Below are 22,996 nucleotides of genomic sequence, written 5' to 3'. Positions count from 1 at the left end.
GAGGGAAAACCATCAGATTGCCGCGTCGTCTTCTTCCCCGGTACGAATACGCACTACGCGCGCAACGTCGAAGACGAAAATTTTACCGTCGCCGATTTTCCCGGTCTGGGCGGTACGAATAATGGTATCCACGCAGGTATCGACGATATCGTCAGTGACCACGATTTCAATTTTTACCTTCGGCAGAAAATCCACCATATATTCCGCGCCACGATAGAGTTCGGTGTGGCCCTTCTGGCGACCAAAACCTTTCACTTCGGTCACCGTCATACCGGTGATCCCGACTTCAGCCAGTGCTTCGCGCACATCATCCAGTTTGAAAGGTTTAATAATCGCATCAATCTTTTTCATGGTCGGTCCTTAAACGCTCTTGCCAGTTTGCTGCATCGTAATCGGTTGCTCACAGTATCATAATCACTACGCCATTACTCTTTAAAGTCATTGGCGTCCAGTTCATGCCGTGAGAGTAATTTATAGAACTCTGTGCGGTTACGCCCCGCCATGCGCGCCGCGTGGGTGACGTTCCCTTTGGTGATTTGCAAAAGTTTGCGTAAGTAGTTGAGTTCAAACTGATTACGCGCTTCGGCAAAGGTCGGCAGAGCGGTGTTTTCGCCCTCCAGCGCCTGTTCTACCAGCGCATCGCTGATGACCGGCGACGAAGTGAGCGCCACACACTGCTCAATCACGTTCACCAGCTGGCGCACGTTGCCGGGCCAACTGGCGGTCATCAGGCGCTTCATTGCATCGGTTGAAAACGCGCGGACAAACGATTTATGCCTGTCCGCCGACTGGCGCAGCAGGTGGTTTGCCAGCAGCGGAATATCTTCTGCACGCTCGGCGAGCGCGGGAATTTTCAGGGTCACCACGTTTAGCCGATAGAACAAGTCTTCACGGAACTCGCCGCGCGCCATCGCTTTGGGCAAATCGCGGTGCGTGGCGGAAATAATGCGCACGTTAATATCAATGTCGCGATTGCTGCCAAGCGGGCGCACTTTACGCTCCTGCAACACGCGCAGCAGCTTCACCTGAAGCGGAATAGGCATATCACCAATTTCATCAAGAAACAGCGTGCCGCCTTCTGCGGCCTGGAACAGACCTTCGCGATTGCTGACGGCACCGGTAAACGCGCCGCGCGCGTGGCCAAAGAGTTCGGACTCCAACAGTTGCTCAGGTAACGCGCCGCAGTTGATAGCAATAAAGGCTTTTTTGCTGCGCGGGCTGGCGTTATGAATAGCCTGCGCGAGGATCTCTTTACCGGTACCGCTCTGGCCGTTTATCAACACGCTGACGTCTGACTGCGCCACCATTCGCGCCTGCTCAAGCAAGCGCAGCATCGTAGGGCTGCGGGTGACGATGGTTTCACGCCACTGGTCGTCGCTTGCCGAGCCGCTGTGCTCCAGCGCTTCATCAATGGCCAGGTACAAAGCGTCTTTGTCCACCGGCTTGGTGAGAAAGCTGAACACCCCTTGCTGGGTCGCGGCGACCGCGTCCGGAATCGAACCATGCGCCGTCAGAATGATCACCGGCATCCCCGGCTGCACGCGCTGGATTTCGGCAAAAAGCTGCATCCCGTCCATCTCATCCATGCGCAGATCGCTAATCACCAGATCGACCTTTTCACGCGCCAGGATACGTAACCCTTCCTGGCCGCTCTCTGCGGTGACGATGCTGTAACCTTCACTGGTCAGGCGCAGCCCCAGTAATTTCAGTAGGCCCGGATCGTCGTCCACCAGCAGCAGATGGGCAGGCTTACGGCTTGTCATGGTTTATCTCCTCACCTTGCGTTTTCTCCGGGCGGGCGCTGTCCGGCAATTCACCAGACACCGGTTTACGCGTGGAGAGCCGCCGCTCAATATCGGTCAGATTCTCCAGCTTACGCGTAGTGGTATCGAGCTGTTCGCGCAGATACTGGTGCTGCTGGCGAAGCGTATCCAGCTCGCTATCGGTAGATTGCTGAAGCTTGCCGTAACGGCTGCGCTCTTCAGAAAGCTGCAGCTGCGCCATTTCACCATCGCGCCAGAGCTGGAACAACGGGCGCACCTGCGCCGGAATGCCCGGACTTAACGTATCCAGCCGCTGGGCGTATTCGCGGCGCTCAAGCGGGGTGATTTTTGCTCTGGAGAGCAAAATACCGCGGCGAAAGGTGGCTTCCCAGCTGTCATCAGACCATGTCCGCGCTTCGGCCCGCGCCACCGCTGGCGCGAGTCGCTGGGCGCAATCCATCGCGCGCAGCCAGTAAAGTGGGTTGGAATCAACATGCGTACCCGACAGCGACCAGATATCGTCACAGTTGGTCGAGAGGAAATCAGCCAGTTGCTGTTCGGGCAAGTGCTCACGCGGGTCGTTATGGATGGCACTCTGTGGCTTTTGCACCACGCACCCGGCCAGCAGCAGACACGGAAGCGTTCGCAGCCAGGGGGTTTGCAATGAAACCGCGCTTATCATGCGGGAAAAAACGTGCGACATACTCACCAGATATAGATTCATTTAATTGATTTTTCCGATGCATTAAGCGGTAACTCAATACGGAAACAGACGTCGGCTTTACTGTCAGTGACCAGAAATAATTCACCCTGCATACGGCGGATGCAATCTCTGGCAATACTTAGCCCTAACCCGCTGCCTTTTACGGCCCCTTTTCGCTGGTGGCTGCCCTGAAAGAACGGTTCGAAAATCATCTCGCGTTCCGTTTCAGGGATCGGCGTACCGCTATTTGCCACTTCGATACGAAACCGTGCGCCGACAGTATAGCTATGTAAATAAATGGTACCGGATTCAGCACCATAGTGCACCGCGTTGGAGTAAAGATTATCCAGCACGCTCATCAGTAACATGGGTTCAGCCTGGCAGGTTGGCGCATCCAGCGCGACATCGGTATGCATCATTTTAGCCCGCGCGGGCAAACTGTGGGCGGTGATAACCGCCTCAACCAGCGGCGCTATCTCCACCTCTTCCAGCTCCACCGCGCCATCCGCCAGCCGACGGTTGTAATCCAGCAGTTGCTCAATCAATTTCTGCAAATTGCGGCTACTGGCATCGAGAATATCCACCACCTCTTTCTGCTCTGTCGTAAGCGGCCCAACCACCTGATCGGCAAGCAGTTCCGTGCCTTCACGCATGCTGGCAAGCGGCGTTTTCAGTTCATGGGAGATATGGCGTAAAAATTGATGGCGCTGGGACTCCAGCCAGGCGAGCCTTTCGCTCAGCCAGATAATCCGCTCGCCGACATAGCGCAGCTCACGAGGGCCTTTAAACGCCACGTTTTTACCCAGCGTGCGCCCTTCCCCCAGGCGGCTTATCATGCGCTCGATACCTTTTACCGGGCCGATAATCATGCGGGTAAAAAGCAGAACCAGACCGAGACTCACCAGAAACAGCACCAGCGCCTGCCAGCCAAAAAACTGACCGCGCTCGGCAATCTCCAGCTGTAACTGCTGACCACGGGAGAACACGACCGCGCGGGTTGATTGCACCATTTCGGTATTTGCTGAGGCGAAGGCTTCCAGTCGCGCCGATGCCTCGGATGTCGGGCCGCTGTTGCTGCATTGTAACTGCGCTAAATCGCTGAGATCCTGGCGCAGCGCCTGGTAGAGCTTGTCATCCGGCAGCACGCCCGCATGGGCATCGAGCATTTCGCTGTAGCGCTTGCGCTGGTTCTGATACACCCGCGCGAGGGTGGCGTCATCCAGCACGCAGTACTGGCGGTAGCTGCGCTCCATCTCCAGCGCAGCGTTGGTCATCGCTTCGCTGCGACGGGCGTCAATCAGCGTGGTGCGGTTGGTCTGTAATGCCTGCGCGCTGAGTGCGTTGAGGCTTTGCCACGCCTGCCAGGCGAGCACCAGCAGCGGCAGCAGAATAAGCAAAAACGCCATCATGACCAGCTGGCGTAACGAACGAGGAAAAACAGGCCAACGTTTCAACGCATCACTCTCGCAGCATAAAAAGTTTATATATCTCTTTTTTGAGATATCGCGAAGGTAAGAATGGGCATCTTCGGGCGCTTACTAAAATAAGTGACTGGAGTAAGAGGACGCAGCCCGCCGGAAGAGTACCCGCAGATGCTAACCGAGTCAGGCGGCGAGGGAAAGCCAGAAACAGCAAAGCCGGGCATAAACCCGGCTTTGCTATGAAATTAGGCGGTGCCTAACTCGACGTTTCGCCCGATGCCTGATAAAGCTTCGCAATTATCAGCAGGTGGACGGCAGGCACCTTTTTGTGCGTCATTCGAAGCTTATGTAGCGCGTCCCGAAGGGGCTGACATAAATAGGTGAATGAGCCACTGCATATCATTATGCATTGTTTATGCCAACATACAAACTATTCATTCAGTCTATTGATTAATAATGTATTTATTTACAGTAACGCGCAAAGTATGAGTGATTATTTTTCAATCACACTGTCGCTGTTTAGCAACATCTTAAATGCCATTTACAAAAATGGTTAATAATCAAATAATTAAGTGTCGCCATTTGGAGACATCACAGGAAAGGAATTGTCGCAAAGTACCGACACTGCGCTCTGGCACAACTCGCGGCGAAGGAGATGGCTTTGATTCACCATGTAAGCTTGAACGGGAAAGCGCCAGAGAGCTGTTTTCACCGTTCGGTTAAAAAATACGCCCGAGCAAATGTGTTGTGGAGAGCGCCCACAGGAAGCGAGTGCCTGCACACATATAAAAAAGCCTTCTCCGGTGAGAAGGCTTGCTACGCGCTCAGGTTAGCCGAGCTGTTTACGTGCGTTACGGAAGATACGCATCCACGGGCTGTCCTCGCCCCAGTTTTCCGGGTGCCAGGAGTTTGCCACCGTGCGGAACACGCGCTCCGGGTGCGGCATCATAATGGTCACGCGACCGCTTTCGCTGGTCACCGCCGTGATACCGTTCGGAGAGCCATTCGGGTTCGCCGGGTAGTTTTCCGTCACCTTGCCGAAGTTATCTACGTAGCGCAGCGCCACCAGCCCTTTACTCTCAAGGCTTGCCAGGTGCGCCTCGTCACGCACTTCCACACGCCCTTCCCCATGAGAAACCGCGATAGGCATATGCGACCCTACCATTCCCTGCATCAGCAGCGACGGGCTTTGCGTCACTTCCACCAGGCTGAAACGCGCTTCGAAGCGATCGGATTGGTTGCGCACAAAGCGTGGCCACAGTTCGCTACCAGGAATAAGTTCGCGCAGGTTCGACATCATCTGGCAGCCGTTACACACGCCCAGTGCCAGCGTTTGCGGGCGATGGAAGAAAGTTGCAAACTCATCGCGCACGCGCTCGTTAAACAGAATCGATTTCGCCCAGCCTTCCCCTGCGCCCAAAACGTCGCCGTAGGAGAACCCGCCGCAGGCCACCAGCGCCTGGAAGTTTTCCAGACCGGTACGCCCCGCCAGCAAATCGCTCATATGCACATCGAACGCATCAAAACCCGCACGATGGAATGCTGCCGCCATCTCCACGTGGGAGTTCACGCCCTGCTCGCGCAGCACGGCAATTTTTGGCCGCGCGCCGGTGGCAATATAAGGTGCCGCGACGTCTTCGTTGATATCAAACGACAGCGCCACGTTCAGGCCCGGATCGTTGTCATTCGCTTTCGCTTCATGCTCCTGATCGGCACACGCCGGGTTATCGCGCAGGCGCTGCATCTGCCAGGTCGTTTCGGCCCACCACATGCGCAGCTGGGTACGGCTTTCGCTGAACACCGCCTGCCCGTCTGCCTCGATAACAAAGCGATCGCCCGCCACGGCCTTGCCGAGGTAGTGCACACAATCGCTAAGATTCCAGGCGGCCAGCACGCTTTCCACCGCCTCACGATCGCTGGCGCGAACCTGGATAACCGCGCCCAGCTCTTCGTTAAACAGCGCAGCCAGACGATCATTGCCAAGCGAAGCGATATCCGCATGGATGCCACAGTGACCGGCAAACGCCATCTCCGCCAGCGTCACCAGCAGCCCGCCATCGGCGCGGTCATGGTAGGCAAGCAGCTTGCTGTCTGCCACCAGCGCCTGCATGGCATCATAAAAACCTTTCAGTTGCGCGACATCGCGCACATCCGCAGGCTTATCCCCTAGCTGGCGATAGACCTGCGCCAGCGCGGTAGCACCCAGCGCGTTATGCCCCTTACCCAAATCAATAAGCAGCAGCGCATTATCTTCGGTTGAAAGCTGCGGCGTAACCGTGCGGCGCACATCTTCAACGCGGGCAAACGCAGAAATCACCAGCGACAGCGGCGAGGTCATTTCGCGCTGCTCACTGCCTTCCTGCCAGCGGGTTTTCATCGACATAGAGTCTTTGCCCACCGGGATAGTCAGGCCAAGCGCCGGGCACAGTTCTTCGCCCACCGCTTTCACCGCCGCATACAGCCCGGCATCTTCACCAGGGTGCCCTGCCGCCGCCATCCAGTTCGCCGAAAGCTTGATGCGCTTGATATCGCCAATCTGCGTAGCGGCAATATTGGTCAGCGCCTCCCCGACGGCGAGGCGAGCAGAGGCGGCAAAATCCAACAGCGCGANCGAGCGCTCGCCAATCGACATCGCTTCACCGTAATAGCTGTCGAGGCTGGCGGTGGTGACCGCGCAGTTCGCCACCGGAACCTGCCACGGGCCAACCATCTGGTCGCGCGCGACCATGCCGGTCACCGTGCGGTCGCCGATGGTCACAAGGAAGGTTTTTTCCGCTACGGCAGGCAGATGCAGCACGCGGTTCACCGCTTCAGCAACGGTTATCGCGCGGGTGTCAAACACCTCGCCCGCCGCCGTGCGGGACGCCACATCGCGCGTCATCTTCGGGGTTTTACCCAGCAGCACATCCAGCGGCATATCGATAGGCTGGTTGCCAAAATGGTTATCGTTCAGTGTCAGATGCTTCGCCTCGGTCGCTTCGCCAATCACCGCGTAAGGCGCGCGCTCGCGGCGGCACAGCTCGTCAAACAGCGCCAACTGATCGGCGGCGACGGCAAGCACATAGCGTTCCTGAGACTCGTTACACCAGATTTCCAGCGGGCTCATACCTGGCTCATCGCTGAGGATATCGCGCAGCTCAAAACGCCCGCCGCGACCGCCATCGCTGACCAGCTCCGGCATTGCGTTCGAAAGACCGCCCGCGCCGACATCATGAATAAAGAGGATTGGGTTTGCATCCCCCAGTTGCCAGCAGCGATCGATAACCTCCTGGCAGCGGCGTTCCATCTCCGGGTTATCACGCTGTACGGAGGCAAAATCCAGATCGGCTTCCGACTGACCGGAGGCCATAGAGGAAGCCGCGCCGCCGCCAAGACCGATATTCATCGCCGGGCCGCCGAGCACGATCAGCTTCGCGCCTGGCGGGATCTCGCCTTTTTGCACGTGATCGGCGCGGATGTTACCGATACCGCCCGCCAGCATTATCGGTTTGTGATAACCCCGCAGCTCTTCGCCGTTATGGCTGTTCACTTTTTCTTCGTAGGTACGGAAGTAGCCGGTCAGCGCCGGGCGACCAAATTCGTTGTTGAACGCAGCACCGCCCAGCGGGCCTTCGGTCATAATATCCAGCGCCGTGACGATACGCTCCGGCTTGCCGAAATCCTCTTCCCACGGCTGTTCAAAGCCCGGAATGCGCAGGTTCGAGACCGAGAACCCAACCAGGCCTGCTTTCGGCTTCGCGCCGCGCCCGGTCGCGCCTTCGTCACGGATCTCGCCGCCAGAACCCGTTGCCGCACCCGGCCACGGTGAAATCGCGGTGGGGTGGTTATGGGTTTCCACCTTCATCAGGATATGCGCAGGCTCCTGATGGTAGTCATAGCGCCCTTCGCCGCGATCGGCAAAGAAACGCCCGACCGCTGAACCTTCCATCACCGCCGCGTTGTCTTTATAGGCAGACAGCACGAAGTCCGGCGTTTTCTCAAAGGTGTTTTTAATCATTTTGAACAGCGATTTCGGCTGCTGTTGGCCGTCAATCACCCAGTCGGCGTTGAAAATTTTGTGTCGGCAGTGCTCAGAGTTGGCCTGCGCGAACATATACAGCTCGATATCGTTCGGGTTGCGCCCCAGGCGCGTAAACGCATCGTGCAGGTAATCGATTTCATCTTCTGCCAGCGCAAGGCCAAGACGCAGGTTCGCATCGACTAACGCTTTGCGCCCTTCCCCCAGCAAATCCACGCTTTGTACCGGCGCAGGCTGATGGTGCTCAAACAGCCGCTGCGCATCCGCAAGCGCGCTAAAAACACTCTCCATCATGCGGTCGTGCAGCTCTGCCGCTACTTCGCTCCACTGGGCCTCGGTCAGCGTGGACGCTTCAACGTACCAGGCTACGCCACGCTCAAGGCGGGCGACTTTGTTCAGACCGCAGTTGTGGGCAATATCGGTTGCTTTTGAAGACCAGGGAGAGATGGTGCCAGGACGAGGAGTGACGAGCAGTAATTTTCCGTCCGGCGTATGGCTGCTGAGGCTTGGGCCGTATTTCAGCAGGCGCTGAAGCCGGGCGAGTTCGTCTTCCGTCAGCCTGTCGGTCAGGTCGGCGAAGTGAACATATTCAGCATAAATATTCGTTACCGGAAGGTTGGCCGCCTGAAAACGCGCCAGCAGTTTGTTACTACGAAAAGGGGACAAGGCAGGCGAACCACGCAGAATTTCGATCATAAGTCTCTCGTCTTCGAATACGAAGCGTCGGCGACGCTTTAAGTGTGCACCAGGAGGAAAACGAGCGACATTATAGAGAATAGTGCGCGGCGACGAAACCGTTTGCGTGGAAATAAAATCAACATCTTTTTTAACAATAGCTGCCGCCGAATACTGTAATTAGTTGCCAACTGGCGTTTTGTTGCGCAAAATGCCGCACATTCACGGACAAACCTTATTGTTATACCGAGGGTCAATTCTGAGGCAACGTACGGCGCAGAGAATTAACTAATTGAAAAAATTTAAGCTTAATTATCTGCTCATCGGCATTGTCACCCTGCTGCTGGCAGCGGCCCTGTGGCCTTCCATCCCCTGGTTCGGCAAAGCCGACAACCGTATCGCGGCGATAAAAGCGCGCGGGGAGCTGCGTGTCAGTACGATTTCCACGCCGCTCATTTATACACAGATCGATGGCAAATCTTACGGCCTGGATTATGAACTGGCTCAGCATTTTGCCGACTATCTGGGCGTAAAACTCAAAATCACCGTCCGGCAGAATATTAGCCAGCTGTTTGACGATCTGGATAATGACCATGCCGATATGCTGGCCGCCGGTCTGGTTTATAACAGCCAGCGCATAAAAAACTATCAAACCGGCCCGGTCTACTACTCCGTTTCGCAGCAGCTCGTCTACCGGGTTGGCAGCTATCGCCCGCGCACGCTGGAGTCCGTCAATGCCAGCCAGTTAACCATCGCACCGGGTCACGTAGTGCTTGACGATCTGCGCGAACTGAAAGAGAAAAAGTACCCGGACCTGAGCTGGACGGTGGACGAAAAGCTCGGTACCAGCGCCCTGCTGGAGCAGGTGATCAGCGGTAAACTGAGCTATACGGTTGCCGACTCGGTCGCCGTCAGCCTTTTTCAACGCGTTCATCCGGAGCTGGCGGTCGCCCTGGATGTGACCGATGAGCAACCGGTGACCTGGTTTACGGCGCGCGATGATGACAATACATTGTCGGCAGCTATGCTTGATTTCTTTAATAATATCAACGAAGACGGAACGCTTGCCCGGCTGGAAGAGCGCTATCTCGGTCACGGCGATGATTTTGACTATGTCGACACACGCACGTTTCTACGCGCTATCGACAGCGTTCTGCCTGAATTACAGCCGCTTTTTGAAAAATACGCTGGTGCTATCGACTGGCGGCTGCTGGCCGCTATCGCCTATCAGGAGTCGCACTGGGACCCACAGGCGACATCGCCGACCGGCGTGCGCGGGCTGATGATGCTGACGAAAAACACCGCGCAAAGCTTAGGCCTGAGCGATCGCACCGATGCCGAGCAGAGCATCAGCGGCGGCGCGCGCTATTTGCAGGATATGATGAGCAAAGTGCCGGACAGCGTCCCGCAGGATGAGAAGATTTGGTTTGCGCTGGCGGCGTACAATATGGGCTACGCACATATGCTGGATGCCCGAGCGCTGACGGCGAAGACCAAAGGCAACCCCGACAGCTGGGCGGACGTTAAACAGCGGCTGCCGCTGCTGAGCCGCAAACCCTGGTACAGCAAACTGACCTACGGTTACGCCCGTGGGCATGAAGCTTATGCGTATGTGGAAAATATCCGTAAGTATGAAATAAGCCTGGTGGGTTATCTGCGCGAGAAAGAAAAACTCGCGGCCAAAGCGTTGCAACTGGCGCAAAGTTACCCGGCAGTCACGACAGATGAGTTGAGTCGCCCGGGCTTTGGCGTGCTGCCTTTTAGCGCGTTCGCCACCCGCGATCCGTTCCCGCGTAGCCCGCTTCTGCTGCCAGAGTCGCTGGCGACCACGCCCGCTGAAAAGCAGCGCTGAGCGCTAACCGGCGCTTTTTTTGAGCGCTTTTTTCTCAAGCCTGCGCTGGCGGAAAAACTCACTCAGCACTGCCGCGCACTCATCGCCTAACACGCCTTCGCAAATTTCCACCCGATGATTCATACCAGGATGGTGCAAAATATCAATTAGCGATCCGGCGGCCCCGGTTTTCGCATCCCGCGCGCCAAACACCAGTTGACCAATGCGACTATGCACCATCGCCCCGGCGCACATCACGCACGGCTCCAGCGTGACATATAACGTGGTATCAATAAGTCGGTAGTTTTGCAGCACCAGCCCACCCTGGCGCAGCGCCATGATTTCAGCATGTGCGGTAGGATCGTGGCGGCCAATGGGGCGGTTCCAGCCTTCGCCGATAACACGATCGTTATGCACCAGCACCGCGCCAACAGGCACTTCGCCCTCGTCCCACGCGCGCTTCGCTAACGTCAGCGCATAACGCATCCAGTATTCATGGTTCAGTTCAGGATTGGACAAAAGGGTGCACTCCAGTGATTCAGGCGGGGCGCATTATACACACCCGTTATCTGTTTCACTATTCCAGTTGTTGCAGTTCGCCGCGCGGCGTAACGCGCCAGCGGTGCTGGCAAAAGTAGAGCAGCGGGTTATCCTGTTTGCTGTCGCTGTAGCCGCTGTACAGGCGCAGCGGCGTGCCAATCTGGCGCTCAAGCTGCACCACTTTTTCATGCCCCAGGCAGCGCAGCGTCAATACCCAGCCGCCGTAACGTCGGCTTATCTGACTGGCGATAAGATTCACGCGCGGCAGCCAGGGCGTATCGAAATAGACCTGCTCGACCAGCGGCTGTGGTGAGCCGGTTATCAGCCAGATGTCAGCATCGGACGCAGCGAGGTAGTTAGTCAGCCTGTCCTGCACCACCGGAAAAGCAGTCACGTGGCCTCTGAACCAATTAACAAATTTTTCCTGTAAACGCAGCAGGTGCGCCTCGCTATGTCCAAACGTACATCCCCACAGCAGCAGGCTCATCGGCCAACGTGCTGCGCGGCCTTTAATCAATAACGCCACACCGATAACCGGCAATAGCGGCAGCACAAGTAAGGCGTTAAGCGGGTGATGACGCAACATAAAGCGCAGAAACGTTCCGAACATATCCTGCTGATGAAGTGTTCCGTCGAGATCGAAAAATACAACGCGGCGCTCGCTGGTAGCCAAATGTTATCCCTCGTCTGGTTAAACTCCAACCGCCCTGCTCCTCCTGCTGGCGATCGCTAATAAAAGAAGCCTAACAGATAACACCTTAATTTTCCGGTCACCGTCACGAAACGGCCCCGCGATAATAAGCAGCTATATTGTTATGCCGCAGATGCTCTACACTGGGCCAACTTATTGAGCAGACTTATTAGTATAAAAAATGCACGCCTTTCGTTATGCCGCTTTCCGCTATCTCTTTTTTGCTCGCCTGCTGACCGTACTGGGTAACGGTATTGCGCCGATTGCGCTGGCTTTTGCGGTGCTGGATATCGGCGGTTCGGCGGCGGATTTAGGCTTTGTTGTCGCCGCGCGATCGGTCTTTAACGTTGCCTTTTTGCTCCTCGGAGGCGTGCTGGCAGACCGCTATTCACGCAGCCTGGTGCTGGTTTCCTCATCGCTGGTAGCCGCCCTGAGCCAGGGTGTTGTCGCCTGGCTGGTGCTGGACAGTTCGGCTACCGTGACGAGCCTGGCGCTGCTCGGCACGCTCAACGGCGCGGCGGCAGGCATTGCGCTGCCTGCCTCTTCCGCGCTGGTGCCGCAAACGGTAGCACCGCATCATCTGCGGGCAGCCAATGCATTGATACAGTTAGGGATTTACAGCGGCACCGTTGTTGGCGCTTCGCTGGGCGGTGTGTTAACAGGTGCCGTTGGGCCTGGCTGGGGACTGGCTATCGATGCGCTGGGCTTTGCGGCCTCGGCACCGCTCTATCTGTGCATTCGTGCCGGTGCGATACAGCTTAAAACGTCGCAAAGCAATATCGTGCAGGATTTGCGCGATGGCTGGCAGGAGTTTGCCAGCCGTGCATGGGTATGGGCTATCGTCGTGCAGTTCACCATTATTAATGCCGCGTTTAGCGGCATCGTGATGGTTCTTGGCCCGGTGATTGCCGATACCTCTTTTGGCCGTACCGGCTGGGGGATTATTGTTGCAGCGCAAAGCGTCGGTCTGATTGCCGGGACATTTCTCGCCCTGCGCTGGCGTCCGCGCCGCGATCTGTTTCTTGGCACCCTTCTGGTTGCCCTGTGTGCGCTGCCTATCTTTCTGCTAAGCCTGGTGACGACGAGCCCCTGGCTTATGGCGGCATTTTTTATCGCTGGCGTCAGTTTTGGTTTCTTTGGCGTCACCTGGGCGCAATCGCTGCAGACGCATATTCCGGCAGATAAACTGGCGCGGGTTTATGCCTATGATGCAATGGGATCGTTTGTGGCCATTCCGCTTGGCGAGCTGGCCGCCGGGCCGCTGGCTTTGCAGTACGGCAGCAGCCAGGTGCTGCTGTTTTCCGCGCTCGCGGTAGTGGTTGCCACACTGTGTGCCGCACTTGTCCCGGCCATTCGTCAGCTGGATAATTCGCCGCGGCTGAACGCGCATCCTCCCGCTTCCCCTTAAGCGCCATCAACGCGAATTGACACTTTTTTTGTACTCACGGAAGTTTTAATTCATAATTATTACAAATGGATGGAAGTGGTTTTGCTTCCTTCATTACCGCCTTCCGGAGTGCCTATGAATTGCTTGATTCGTATTCGCCAGCGCTATCCAGACCTGCCGCAGAGCGATAAAAAATTAGCTGAGTTTCTGCTGGAAAACCCCGACCGCGCCCGGCATCTCAGTTCGCAGCAGCTTGCGGCCGAAGCCGGGGTGAGTCAATCCAGCGTGGTTAAATTTGCCCAGAAAATGGATTTTAAAGGCTTTCCGGCGATGAAACTGGCGATCAGCGAAGCGCTGGCCAGCAGCCCCAATCCCTATTCCATTCCCCTGCATAATAAGATTCGCGGTGATGATTCTCTGCGGGTGGTGGGGGAAAAATTAATTAAAGAAAACCTCAGCGCCATGCATGCCTCGCTGGATGTCAACAGCGAAGACAAACTGCTGGAAAGCGTACGGCTGTTGCACGATGCCCGGCGAATAATTCTGACCGGCATTGGCGCTTCCGGTCTGGTGGCGCGCAATTTTGGCTGGAAGCTGATGAAAATTGGCGTCAATGCCATCGTTGAGCAGGATATGCATGCGCTTCTGGCTACGGTGCAGGCGATGTCACCTGAGGATTTACTGCTGCCTATTTCTTATTCCGGCGAGCGGCGGGAGATAAACCTGGCGGCTGAAGAGATGCTGCACGTCGGGGGCAAGATCCTCGCCATCACCGGTTTTACCCCCAATGGCTTGCAACAACGTGCGACCCACTGCTTGTATACTATCGCCGAGGAGCAAACCACGCGCAGCGCGGCGATCTCCTCAACCAGTGCGCAGATGATGCTAACTGATTTGCTGTTTATGGCGCTGGTGCAGCAGGATTTGGAACACGCACCGGAGCGCATTCGCCATAGTCAGGAGCTGGTAAAAAAACTGGTTTGAGCAGAGAATCATCGTATAATGCCCGCCCTGTTTGTGTTGTTTCTGAGAATTTCCTGATGGCGCTGTTAATTACCAAAAAATGCATCAATTGCGATATGTGCGAGCCGGAATGCCCGAACGAAGCCATTTCGCTGGGTGATAGCATTTATGAGATTAACAGCGATCGCTGTACCGAGTGCGTCGGACACTATGACACGCCGACCTGCCAGAAAGTGTGCCCGATCCCTAATACCATCCTTAAAGATCCGGCACACCGCGAAACGGAAGAACAGCTGTGGGACAAGTTCGTCCAGCTGCATCACGCCGATAAAATTTAGCTCTCAATAATAACCGTGGCGCAGGCGTAGTGACGCTCATCGGCAAGCGTTACGTGCGTTGAGCGCACGCCCATTCGCTCCGCCAGCCGCTGCGCTTCGTCCCACAAACGCAGGCTCGGTTTTCCCAGTTCGTCGTTATAAACTTCGAACTGATTGAAAGCCAGCCCGTTACGGATCCCCGTGCCAAAGGCTTTTGCCGCCGCTTCTTTTACCGCAAAGCGTTTCGCCAGAAAGCGCACAGGCTGTTGATGCGCCTGATACTGCGCCCACTCATTGGCGCTGAGGACGCGTTTTGCCAGCCGGTCGCCGCTACGGGCGATGACCGCCTCGATGCGCTCAATTTCAACGATATCGGTGCCAAGGCCGAGGATTGCCATTATGCGCGCGCTTCCAGCATCAGGCGTTTCATTTCAGAAACCGCTTCTTTCAGACCGCTCATCACCGCCCGACCGATGATAGCGTGACCAATATTCAGCTCGTGCATTTCCGGCAGCGCAGCAATCGATTTTACATTGTGATAGGTCAGCCCGTGCCCTGCGTTAACTTTCAGCCCAAGGCTTGCCGCGTAAGTGGCCGCGTGTGCGATACGTTCCAGCTCTTTTGCCTGCTCAGCATCGCTTTTCGCATCCGCATAGCAACCGGTGTGGATTTCAATGTACGGCGCGCCCACGTCCGCTGCCGCCTGAATCTGCGTGCTGTCGGCATCAATAAATAGCGAGACAAGAATGCCCGCATCCGCCAGGCGCAGGCAGGCATCGCGCATTTTTTCACGCTGACCGGCAACATCCAGCCCGCCTTCGGTGGTCACTTCCTGGCGTTTTTCCGGCACCAGGCAGCAAAAGTGCGGCTTCGTTTCGCAGGCGATCGCCAGCATCTCGTCGGTCACCGCCATCTCCAGATTCATTCGGGTATGCAGCGTCTGGCGCAGTATCTTCACATCACGGTCAGTGATATGACGACGGTCTTCACGCAAATGCACAGTAATACCGTCGGCACCGGCTTGCTCAGCGATAAATGCCGCCTGAACCGGGTCAGGATAGGCGGTACCGCGCGCGTTACGCAGCGTGGCGATATGGTCGATGTTGACGCCTAACAGTAGTTCAGCCATGACACTCCTCATTGTTTTGATAGATTCCGGTTCGGTATAAATTGCCGGAATAGCTCCCGACTCTTTAACGGTTTGCCACCAAGATACGGCTTCAGGGCGATGCGGGTAAAGCGCTTTGCCGCGCGTAATGTATCGGCATCGGGAAACTCACGCTCGGCCAGCGCCCGCAGATCGCGCCCGGTAAAGGTTGCATTATCAATAACGAGGCTGGCGATAAACCCCTTCTCTTCCCGGTAGCGATAGGTCATGGCGTCCTCGACCGGCTCGCCGCTGCCTGCACAGTGAAGGAAGTCAACGCCGTAACCAAGATGGCCGAGCAATGCCAGCTCGAAGCGGCGCAGGGTCGGTTCCGGCGAACCGGTTGCGCCAGCTAAGGCCTGGATACAGTGCAGGTAATCAAAGAAAAGGGCTGAGAAGCGCGTCTCATGCTCCAGCACGCGGGAGATAAGCTCATTGACGTAAAGTCCGCTGTAGAGCGTGATACCGCTTAATGGCAGCGCCAGCGAGACCGCTTCTGCGCTACGCAGGGTTTTAACTTCGCCGCGCCCGCCAAAACGCACCAGCAGAGGGGTGAAAGGCTGAAGCGCGCCTTTCAGGTTGGAGCGTTTGGAGCGTGCGCCTTTTGCGACCAGACGCACGCGGCCTGATTCCTCGGTAAAAACGTCCAGTATCAGGCTGGTTTCGCTCCAGGGACGGCTATGAAGAACGAAGGCCCGCTGCCAACCTTCCATTCTGCTTTACTCAGAGATCGTCTACATAACCAAGACTGCGCAGCGCACGCTCGTCATCGGCCCAGCCGGATTTCACTTTCACCCACAGCTCAAGGTGAACTTTGGCTTCGAACATCTCTTCCATATCTTTACGCGCTTCGATACCAATGGTTTTGATTTTGGCGCCTTTGTTGCCAATCACCATTTTCTTCTGCCCTTCGCGCTCAACAAGGATCAGCCCGTTGATGTCATAACCGCCGCGCTCGTTGGTAATAAAGCGTTCGATTTCAACGGTAACGGAATACGGCAACTCCGCGCCAAGAAAACGCATCAGCTTCTCGCGAATGATTTCAGAGGCCATAAAGCGCTGAGAGCGATCGGTGACATAATCTTCCGGGAAGTGATGCTCCGCTTCCGGCAGATGTTTGCGAACGATGCTGGCAATTGTATCGACATTCATGCCTGTTTCTGCGGAAATCGGCACAATATCAAGGAAGTTCATCTGGCTTGCCAGGAATTGCAGATGCGGCAGAAGATCGGCTTTTTCCTGCACGTTATCCACTTTGTTAACCGCCAGGATAACCGGTGCTTTGCCATCGCGCAGCTTGTTAAGCACCATTTCATCGTCCGGCGTCCAGCGCGTACCTTCAACGACAAAAATTACCAGCTCAACGTCGCCGATGGAGCTGCTGGCCGCTTTGTTCATCAGGCGGTTGATCGCGCGCTTCTCTTCCATATGCAGGCCAGGCGTGTCGACATACACAGCCTGATACGGTCCTTCGGTATGGATACCCACAATGCGGTGGCGCGTGGTTTGAGCTTTACGGGAGGTGATAGAGATCTTCTGCCCGAGCAGCTTGTTTAACAGGGTAGATTTGCCAACGTTCGGACGCCCGACGATAGCGATAAACCCACAATAATTTTTTTCAGTTTCAGTGCTCATTCCAACTCCAGTTTTTTCAGCGCCTGTTCGGCGGCAGCCTGCTCCGCCTTACGGCGGCTGGAACCCGTGCCAACCACCGGTTCACTCAGGCCGCTAACCTGGCAGTGGATAGTAAATTCTTGATCGTGCGCTTCACCACGCACCTGCACCACCAGATAAGAAGGTAGCGGCAGATGGCGACCCTGCAAAAACTCCTGCAGGCGCGTTTTCGGATCTTTTTGCTTATCGCCCGGACTGATTTCGTCCAGTCGGGTTTGATACCAGCTCAAAATCAGTCTTTCGACGGTCTGGATATCGCTATCGAGGAACACCCCGCCAATCAACGCTTCAACGGTGTCCGCCAGAATAGATTCACGGCGAAAACCGCCGCTTTTCAGCTCGCCCGGCCCTAAACGCAGGCACTCGCCCAGCTCAAACTCGCGGGCGATTTCAGCGAGCGTGTTACCACGCACCAGCGTCGCGCGCATCCGGCTCATATCCCCTTCATCCACGCGCGGGAAGCGATGGTAAAGTGCGTTAGCAATCACATAACTTAAAATTGAGTCGCCGAGAAATTCGAGGCGCTCATTATGTTTGCTGCTCGCGCTGCGGTGAGTTAATGCCTGCTGTAACAGTTCATGATGTTGAAAAGTGTAGCCCAGCTTCCGTTGAAGCCGATTAATTACGATGGGATTCATGCGTTACCAATAAATAAATGCGTCAATAATGCAGCACACGAAACCGACCTGAGGAAATCAACGCGCTTTCGTGTGATGTGGCACCCGTGGGAGCCAGCCTTAAACTTCGGGGGAATATTCTATACGCAACCACCGGGGTTGTCGTTAGCCTGAAGGGAATAATCGGTGAAATAATTCGGGGGGCAATATTATTAGCCCCCCGATTAATTAATGAATTCCGCCAATACGATTCAGGCGCACGCCTGTCGGCCATTCACCTTCTTGCTTATCGAAACTCATCCAGATAGCCGTTGCGCGACCGACCAGGTTGGCCTCCGGCACAAAGCCCCAGTAGCGGCTGTCTGCGCTGTTATCGCGGTTGTCGCCCATCATAAAGTAGTGACCCGGCGGCACAATCCACGTTCCCGCAGGCTGCCCGCTCTGGCGATTGTAGATGCCGACCTGATCCTGTGCGATAGGTACCGTCAGAATACGGTGCGTCACATCGCCCAGCGTCTCTTTACGCTCATTGAGACGAATACCGTCCGGGCGAGTTTCGCCTTTCGGCAGCTCGAAGAAACCGCTGCTCGCTTCGCCACCGTTACGGCGACCGAACGTCTGCACAAAATCACTCGGTTCTACGTTGCTGTAGGTCACAGGCAGCGCGTTATCGCACGCCTGGCCAGAACGGCAATTTGGCTGGACGGTCACCTGTTTGGTCAGCGGATCGTATGAGACTTTATCGCCAGGCAGCCCAACCACGCGCTTAATATAATCAAGACGCGGATCGTCGGGATATTTAAATACCGCGATGTCTCCGCGTTTTGGGTGCCCGGTTTCTATTAACGTTTTCTGGTAGATAGGATCTTTAATACCGTAAGCAAACTTCTCCACCAGAATAAAATCACCAATTAACAGCGTTGGCATCATTGAACCTGATGGGATCTGGAAGGGTTCATAAATAAAGGAACGCACAACCAGCACGATCGCCAGTACCGGAAAAACAGACGCTCCCGTTTCCAGCCAGCCCGGTTTCGGGCCGATTTTCTTTAGCGTATGTTTATCCAGCGCCTCTCCTGTGGCTGCCTGCGCGGCAGCCTGACGTTCCCGTCGTTTTGGCGCAAAAATAAATTTATCCAGGCACCATAAAACGCCGGTCACCAGCGTTGCGATCACCAGGATCAAGGCAAACATGTTCGCCATGCCAACTCCTTAAGGTTATTTGCTCTCTTTGCCAACGTGCAGAATGGCGAGGAATGCTTCTTGCGGCAGTTCGACGTTGCCGACCTGCTTCATTCGCTTCTTACCTTCTTTTTGTTTCTGCAGCAGCTTTTTCTTACGGCTGACGTCGCCGCCATAGCATTTTGCCAGCACGTTTTTACGCAGCTGTTTTACCGTCGAGCGGGCAATAATATGGTTGCCGATAGCCGCCTGAATGGCGATATCAAACTGCTGGCGAGGAATAAGCTCTTTCATCTTCTCCACCAGCTCGCGGCCACGGTACGGCGCGTTATCGTTGTGCGTGATAAGCGCCAGCGCATCAACTCGCTCGCCGTTAATCAGCACATCTACGCGCACCATGTTTGAAGCCTGGAAACGCTTAAAGTTGTAATCGAGCGAAGCATAGCCGCGCGACGTTGACTTCAGACGATCGAAGAAATCCAGCACCACTTCCGCCATCGGGATTTCATACGTCAGCGCCACCTGTTTGCCGTGGTAAACCATGTTGGTTTGCACGCCGCGCTTCTCAACGCACAGGGTGATAACGTTGCCCAGATACTCCTGCGGCAGCAGCATATGACACTCGGCGATAGGCTCGCGCAGCTCTTCGATGTTATTCAGCGGCGGCAGCTTAGAGGGGCTGTCGACATAGATAACTTCTTTATTGGTGGTCTGCACTTCATACACAACGGTCGGCGCTGTGGTAATCAAGTCCAGATCGTATTCACGCTCCAGACGCTCCTGGATAATCTCCATATGCAGCAGACCCAGGAAGCCACAGCGGAAGCCGAAGCCCAGCGCCGTTGAGCTTTCCGGCTCGTAGAATAAGGAGGCGTCATTGAGACTTAGCTTGCCAAGCGCATCGCGGAAGTTTTCGTAATCATCAGAACTGACCGGGAACAGGCCCGCGTAAACCTGCGGCTTCACTTTTTTAAAGCCGGGCAGCGCTTTGTCTGCCGGATTACGCGCGCTGGTCAGGGTATCGCCAACCGGCGCGCCGAGAATATCTTTGATAGCGCAAACTAACCAGCCCACCTCGCCGCATTTCAGCTCGGTACGATCAACCTGTTTCGGCGTGAAAATACCCAGGCGGTCGGCGTTGTACACCTGGCCGGTGCTCATCACTTTAATTTTTTCGCCTTTACGCAGGGTGCCGTTTTTAATCCGCACCAGCGAAACAACGCCGAGGTAGTTATCAAACCAGGAGTCGATGATCAGGGCCTGTAACGGCGCATCCGGGTCGCCTTCCGGCGGCGGAATATCGCGAACCAGGCGCTCCAGTACGTCCGGTACGCCAACGCCGGTTTTCGCCGAGCAGCGCACCGCGTCGGTAGCATCAATACCGACAATATCTTCGATCTCTTCCGCCACGCGCTCAGGATCGGCCGCCGGCAAGTCAATTTTATTGAGTACCGGTACGACTTCCAGATCCATCTCAATGGCGGTGTAGCAGTTTGCCAGCGTCTGCGCTTCTACGCCCTGCCCGGCATCCACCACCAGCAGCGCGCCTTCACAGGCGGCAAGCGAGCGGGAAACTTCATAAGAGAAGTCAACATGCCCTGGCGTGTCGATAAAGTTCAGCTGGTAAGTCTCGCCGTCGCTGGCCTTGTAATCCAGGGTGACGCTTTGCGCTTTGATGGTGATACCGCGCTCACGCTCCAGATCCATCGAATCAAGAACCTGCGCCGCCATTTCGCGATCGGAAAGACCACCGCAAATCTGGATGATACGGTCAGACAGCGTCGACTTACCGTGGTCGATGTGTGCGATGATCGAAAAGTTACGAATATTCTTCATATAATGAGTTTTTATGCCTTACGAGTCACTAAGAGGCCTGTTCGCGCCTGACGTAAAATATACTGAAACGCCGCATTCTACACTACAACCACAATGCGGGGAAATGCTCATACGAGCAAGAGAAGAGTCGCGAATTTCAGTTAAATCACTGGCGTGGCTCATCAGCGTCATTATCAACGCGAAGCAGCTCTGGAGCCAGCCCGACGCTTAAGATAACCGGCTGCCATGCGTGACGGGAAGCAAGTGTTGGCGACAACCCGCGCGCAAGAAGGAAGCCGCCCGTACCGCCGAGCAGCGCGCCGCAGAGCGTGGCAAAATCGGAACCAAACATTGTCTGAAAAATGGCGCCAATGGCAAAAAGCCCTGCCAGTGGAGACATATAGACCAGCAGGGCCGATCCGAGCAGGCTGGCTTCAGCAATACCCAGCTCCACCTTCTGCCCTGCCACCAGCGGCTGCGCGCAGGGTACGACAAGCGTATGCGTGGTTTGCGGCCCCAGTTTATTCAGCACCCGGCTACCGCAGCCCACGCGGGAAGCGCAGCTGCTACAGGAAGCTTTAACGTCGCATTCGACCAGCGCTTCGCCATTTTGCCAGGAGACGACGGTCGCCCACTCTTTAATCATTGTGCGGCCCTGAATTTAATGCTGTCCGCAATACGTTTTGCGGTTGGCGGAGGAAGTTCGCCGACGATGGTGATTTCAGCATTGTCTCGCACCGCAGTGCTCACCGTGCGCCTGCCGGTACGCAAGAGTTGATCGCCGCTGTTCTGGTTCGCGCGATTGACGTTAACCGAAAAGCTGAATAAGCCATCAGAATAGAGGCGGGATTCGACAGGCATATCAACCGTCGGCAATTTGCGGCGGCTGCTGGCGACCTCACTGAAGCCCTGCGGCAGCCAGGAAGGCGCCCAGTTAAACTGCACGTCATCGCCAGCGGGGACGGAAAGCAGCGGCGGCAGGTTAGCTTTTGCCAGCGTTTGCATACTGTTCGCAACCTGCCCATTAACGGTAAAGGCGATTACGCGAAACTGTTCAAGCGTTTCGCCATCGCGATCGAGCAAATCAACACGCATCGGCAGGTGCGTTTCGGCATCCATCCACACAATGTAGCTGTAGCGCGTCCCGTCTCGCGCCACCACGCGGATCACTTCGCAAAGACGATCGGCAATACGTGTACGCCCGACAGAGATGAAGTCATACCAGGGTGAGAGACGTTTGAAATCGGTATAGACCAGTGAAGGCAGCGAATCGACAATATAGTTGCCGTTGAGCGTAAAGGGTTCAAGACCCGGCTCAAAGTAGCTTATCTCGTTGCCACGCTGTACCACTTCGCGGCGGGGACCATCCATTTGCAGCAGTTGCGCAAGAGGCTGATCGTCAAGGCGCGCGTGACGATAGCGCAGCGACTCCACACCCTGCTTATTAATGCTGATAAAAGACAGTTCGTAGTTAAGCGACTGGCTCGCCGCATTCATCTGCTGCAACAACGCCCCGGACGATACATCAGCCGAGGCGTTAACAGAGAAAAACAGGCCAGCAGCCACAACAGACATGGCACACCAAAGTTGCTTCATTACTGCGATTGCGTTCCTAAAGTTTGATTTCCTGGCACCTGGACAGCGGCCTGCTGCGTTTGCGCCTGCTCAAACTGAAGCTGTTCAGAGTGCAGACGGCGTTGCAGTTCGTAGTCCTGCAGCATCGCATTGATGCGACGACGCTGTTCCTGCACCTGCTGTTGCTGACCGGTACTTGCCGTGGCATCAGCCGGAACACCCAGGCTCACCGGGCTGGCTTTGCCCATCATCGGCAGCGTGTTAAACACCGGCGCCTCGGGCTGCTGGGTGGATTCAGACTGCCCATTATAGTGCTGGACGCCAACAATAACAGCAAGCGAAACGCACGCAGCGACACCCATCTGGGTGAGCTGGCTGGCCCACGGGCGCACTTTATGCCAGAACGGCATTTTACGCCACTCATGGGGTGCCGGTTGGGCTTCGGGGATCAGTGGCGCTGGCGATGACGCAGCGTCGTTCTCAATCGCGGCCATGACTCGGGCTGAGATATCGAAATGGATGTGTTCGGCAGTATCACCGCGCATGGTGTCGCGAATAAGGTGATAACTCTCCCATGTTTGCTGCATTTGCGGATCGTTTGCCAGCTCGCTGAGCAGCTCGTTATCCAGCATTTCACCATCCATTAAAGCGGAAAGTTTTTCTTTCTGCATGCCTAA

The 22,996-nt window shown here is 55.8% G+C and carries 21 protein-coding genes; 4 read left to right on the top strand and 17 right to left on the bottom strand.

Features of this window, described 5'->3' with window-relative positions; all coding sequences use genetic code 11:
* Nucleotides 1–12: 12 nt before the first annotated feature.
* The 5 genes from glnB to purL all read right to left on the bottom strand — a co-directional run bounded on the left by glnB (nucleotide 13) and on the right by purL (nucleotide 8,601).
* Entirely contained in the window at nucleotides 13–351 is a 339-nt protein-coding gene (gene glnB / locus ACTU3N_RS11225; protein ID WP_002438074.1) for a nitrogen regulatory protein P-II, read from the bottom strand.
* A 74-nt stretch (nucleotides 352–425) separates the two neighbouring features.
* Nucleotides 426–1,763, bottom strand: coding sequence for a two-component system response regulator GlrR (gene glrR, locus ACTU3N_RS11220; RefSeq protein WP_443086215.1), 1,338 nt, complete (start codon nucleotides 1,761–1,763; stop codon nucleotides 426–428).
* Nucleotides 1,750–2,466: a two-component system QseEF-associated lipoprotein QseG gene (gene qseG, locus ACTU3N_RS11215; RefSeq protein WP_443086214.1), complete on the bottom strand. Its 717-nt coding sequence runs from the start codon at nucleotides 2,464–2,466 to the stop codon at nucleotides 1,750–1,752. The genes glrR and qseG overlap by 14 nt, the downstream gene beginning before the upstream one ends.
* Nucleotides 2,467–2,483: 17 nt before the next feature.
* Nucleotides 2,484–3,920 (bottom strand): two component system sensor histidine kinase QseE/GlrK, encoded by a 1,437-nt coding sequence (qseE, locus tag ACTU3N_RS11210; protein ID WP_443086213.1) that lies wholly within the window; start codon nucleotides 3,918–3,920, stop codon nucleotides 2,484–2,486.
* Between the two features lie 796 nt (nucleotides 3,921–4,716).
* The gene (gene purL, locus ACTU3N_RS11205; RefSeq protein WP_443086212.1) at nucleotides 4,717–8,601 is read right to left on the bottom strand and encodes a phosphoribosylformylglycinamidine synthase; all 3,885 of its coding nucleotides are present in this window, start codon (nucleotides 8,599–8,601) and stop codon (nucleotides 4,717–4,719) included.
* 271 nt (nucleotides 8,602–8,872) lie between these two features.
* Here purL and mltF point away from each other — a divergent pair, with 271 nt between their 5' ends.
* Nucleotides 8,873–10,432 carry a membrane-bound lytic murein transglycosylase MltF gene (mltF, locus tag ACTU3N_RS11200; protein ID WP_443086211.1) on the top strand — a complete coding sequence of 520 codons (1,560 nt, stop codon included), beginning with the start codon at nucleotides 8,873–8,875 and terminating at the stop codon, nucleotides 10,430–10,432.
* A gap of 3 nt (nucleotides 10,433–10,435) precedes the next feature.
* Here mltF and tadA read toward each other — a convergent pair whose 3' ends face one another.
* Complete coding sequence (gene tadA / locus ACTU3N_RS11195) at nucleotides 10,436–10,930, bottom strand: tRNA adenosine(34) deaminase TadA (RefSeq protein WP_443086210.1); 495 nt, start codon at nucleotides 10,928–10,930, stop codon at nucleotides 10,436–10,438.
* A 58-nt stretch (nucleotides 10,931–10,988) separates the two neighbouring features.
* Complete coding sequence (yfhb, locus tag ACTU3N_RS11190; protein WP_443086209.1) at nucleotides 10,989–11,624, bottom strand: phosphatidylglycerophosphatase C; 636 nt, start codon at nucleotides 11,622–11,624, stop codon at nucleotides 10,989–10,991.
* Nucleotides 11,625–11,823: 199 nt separating this feature from the next.
* On the opposite strand from yfhb, the gene ACTU3N_RS11185 reads away from it, so the two are divergent.
* The 3 genes from ACTU3N_RS11185 (at nucleotide 11,824) to ACTU3N_RS11175 (ending at nucleotide 14,330) form a co-directional block, all read left to right on the top strand.
* Nucleotides 11,824–13,050: an MFS transporter gene (locus ACTU3N_RS11185; protein WP_443086208.1), complete on the top strand. Its 1,227-nt coding sequence runs from the start codon at nucleotides 11,824–11,826 to the stop codon at nucleotides 13,048–13,050.
* Nucleotides 13,051–13,164: 114 nt separating this feature from the next.
* Nucleotides 13,165–14,013: a MurR/RpiR family transcriptional regulator gene (locus tag ACTU3N_RS11180; protein WP_443086207.1), complete on the top strand. Its 849-nt coding sequence runs from the start codon at nucleotides 13,165–13,167 to the stop codon at nucleotides 14,011–14,013.
* Nucleotides 14,014–14,069: 56 nt separating this feature from the next.
* A complete protein-coding gene (locus ACTU3N_RS11175) occupies nucleotides 14,070–14,330 on the top strand; it encodes a YfhL family 4Fe-4S dicluster ferredoxin (RefSeq protein WP_443086206.1) in 261 nt (86 codons plus the stop codon).
* Here ACTU3N_RS11175 and acpS read toward each other — a convergent pair.
* From acpS to rseA, 10 genes are all read right to left on the bottom strand, one after another.
* Entirely contained in the window at nucleotides 14,327–14,707 is a 381-nt protein-coding gene (acpS, locus tag ACTU3N_RS11170; protein ID WP_443086205.1) for a holo-ACP synthase, read from the bottom strand. The genes ACTU3N_RS11175 and acpS overlap by 4 nt on opposite strands.
* Complete coding sequence (gene pdxJ, locus ACTU3N_RS11165; protein WP_443086204.1) at nucleotides 14,707–15,438, bottom strand: pyridoxine 5'-phosphate synthase; 732 nt, start codon at nucleotides 15,436–15,438, stop codon at nucleotides 14,707–14,709. The genes acpS and pdxJ overlap by 1 nt, the downstream gene beginning before the upstream one ends.
* 8 nt (nucleotides 15,439–15,446) lie before the next feature.
* Nucleotides 15,447–16,169 (bottom strand): DNA repair protein RecO, encoded by a 723-nt coding sequence (gene recO / locus ACTU3N_RS11160; protein ID WP_443086203.1) that lies wholly within the window; start codon nucleotides 16,167–16,169, stop codon nucleotides 15,447–15,449.
* A gap of 10 nt (nucleotides 16,170–16,179) precedes the next feature.
* Entirely contained in the window at nucleotides 16,180–17,091 is a 912-nt protein-coding gene (gene era, locus ACTU3N_RS11155; RefSeq protein ID WP_443086202.1) for a GTPase Era, read from the bottom strand.
* Nucleotides 17,088–17,768, bottom strand: coding sequence for a ribonuclease III (gene rnc / locus ACTU3N_RS11150; protein WP_443086201.1), 681 nt, complete (start codon nucleotides 17,766–17,768; stop codon nucleotides 17,088–17,090). Before rnc ends, era begins: the two co-directional genes overlap by 4 nt.
* A 207-nt stretch (nucleotides 17,769–17,975) precedes the next feature.
* Complete coding sequence (lepB, locus tag ACTU3N_RS11145; protein ID WP_443086200.1) at nucleotides 17,976–18,950, bottom strand: signal peptidase I; 975 nt, start codon at nucleotides 18,948–18,950, stop codon at nucleotides 17,976–17,978.
* Between the two features lie 15 nt (nucleotides 18,951–18,965).
* Nucleotides 18,966–20,765 carry a translation elongation factor 4 gene (gene lepA / locus ACTU3N_RS11140; RefSeq protein ID WP_443086199.1) on the bottom strand — a complete coding sequence of 600 codons (1,800 nt, stop codon included), beginning with the start codon at nucleotides 20,763–20,765 and terminating at the stop codon, nucleotides 18,966–18,968.
* Between the two features lie 145 nt (nucleotides 20,766–20,910).
* Nucleotides 20,911–21,390: a SoxR-reducing system protein RseC gene (gene rseC, locus ACTU3N_RS11135; protein ID WP_443086198.1), complete on the bottom strand. Its 480-nt coding sequence runs from the start codon at nucleotides 21,388–21,390 to the stop codon at nucleotides 20,911–20,913.
* Nucleotides 21,387–22,340 carry a sigma-E factor regulatory protein RseB gene (rseB, locus tag ACTU3N_RS11130; protein ID WP_443086197.1) on the bottom strand — a complete coding sequence of 318 codons (954 nt, stop codon included), beginning with the start codon at nucleotides 22,338–22,340 and terminating at the stop codon, nucleotides 21,387–21,389. The genes rseC and rseB overlap by 4 nt, the downstream gene beginning before the upstream one ends.
* Complete coding sequence (gene rseA / locus ACTU3N_RS11125; RefSeq protein WP_443086196.1) at nucleotides 22,340–22,990, bottom strand: anti-sigma-E factor RseA; 651 nt, start codon at nucleotides 22,988–22,990, stop codon at nucleotides 22,340–22,342. The genes rseB and rseA overlap by 1 nt, the downstream gene beginning before the upstream one ends.
* Nucleotides 22,991–22,996: the final 6 nt, after the last annotated feature.

This window comes from Vagococcus sp. WN89Y (genome assembly GCF_052220145.1).
Lineage (GTDB): Bacteria > Pseudomonadota > Gammaproteobacteria > Enterobacterales > Enterobacteriaceae > Kosakonia.
Note: the sequence above shows the minus strand (reverse complement) of the source record. Positions and strands in the feature narration are given on the sequence as shown.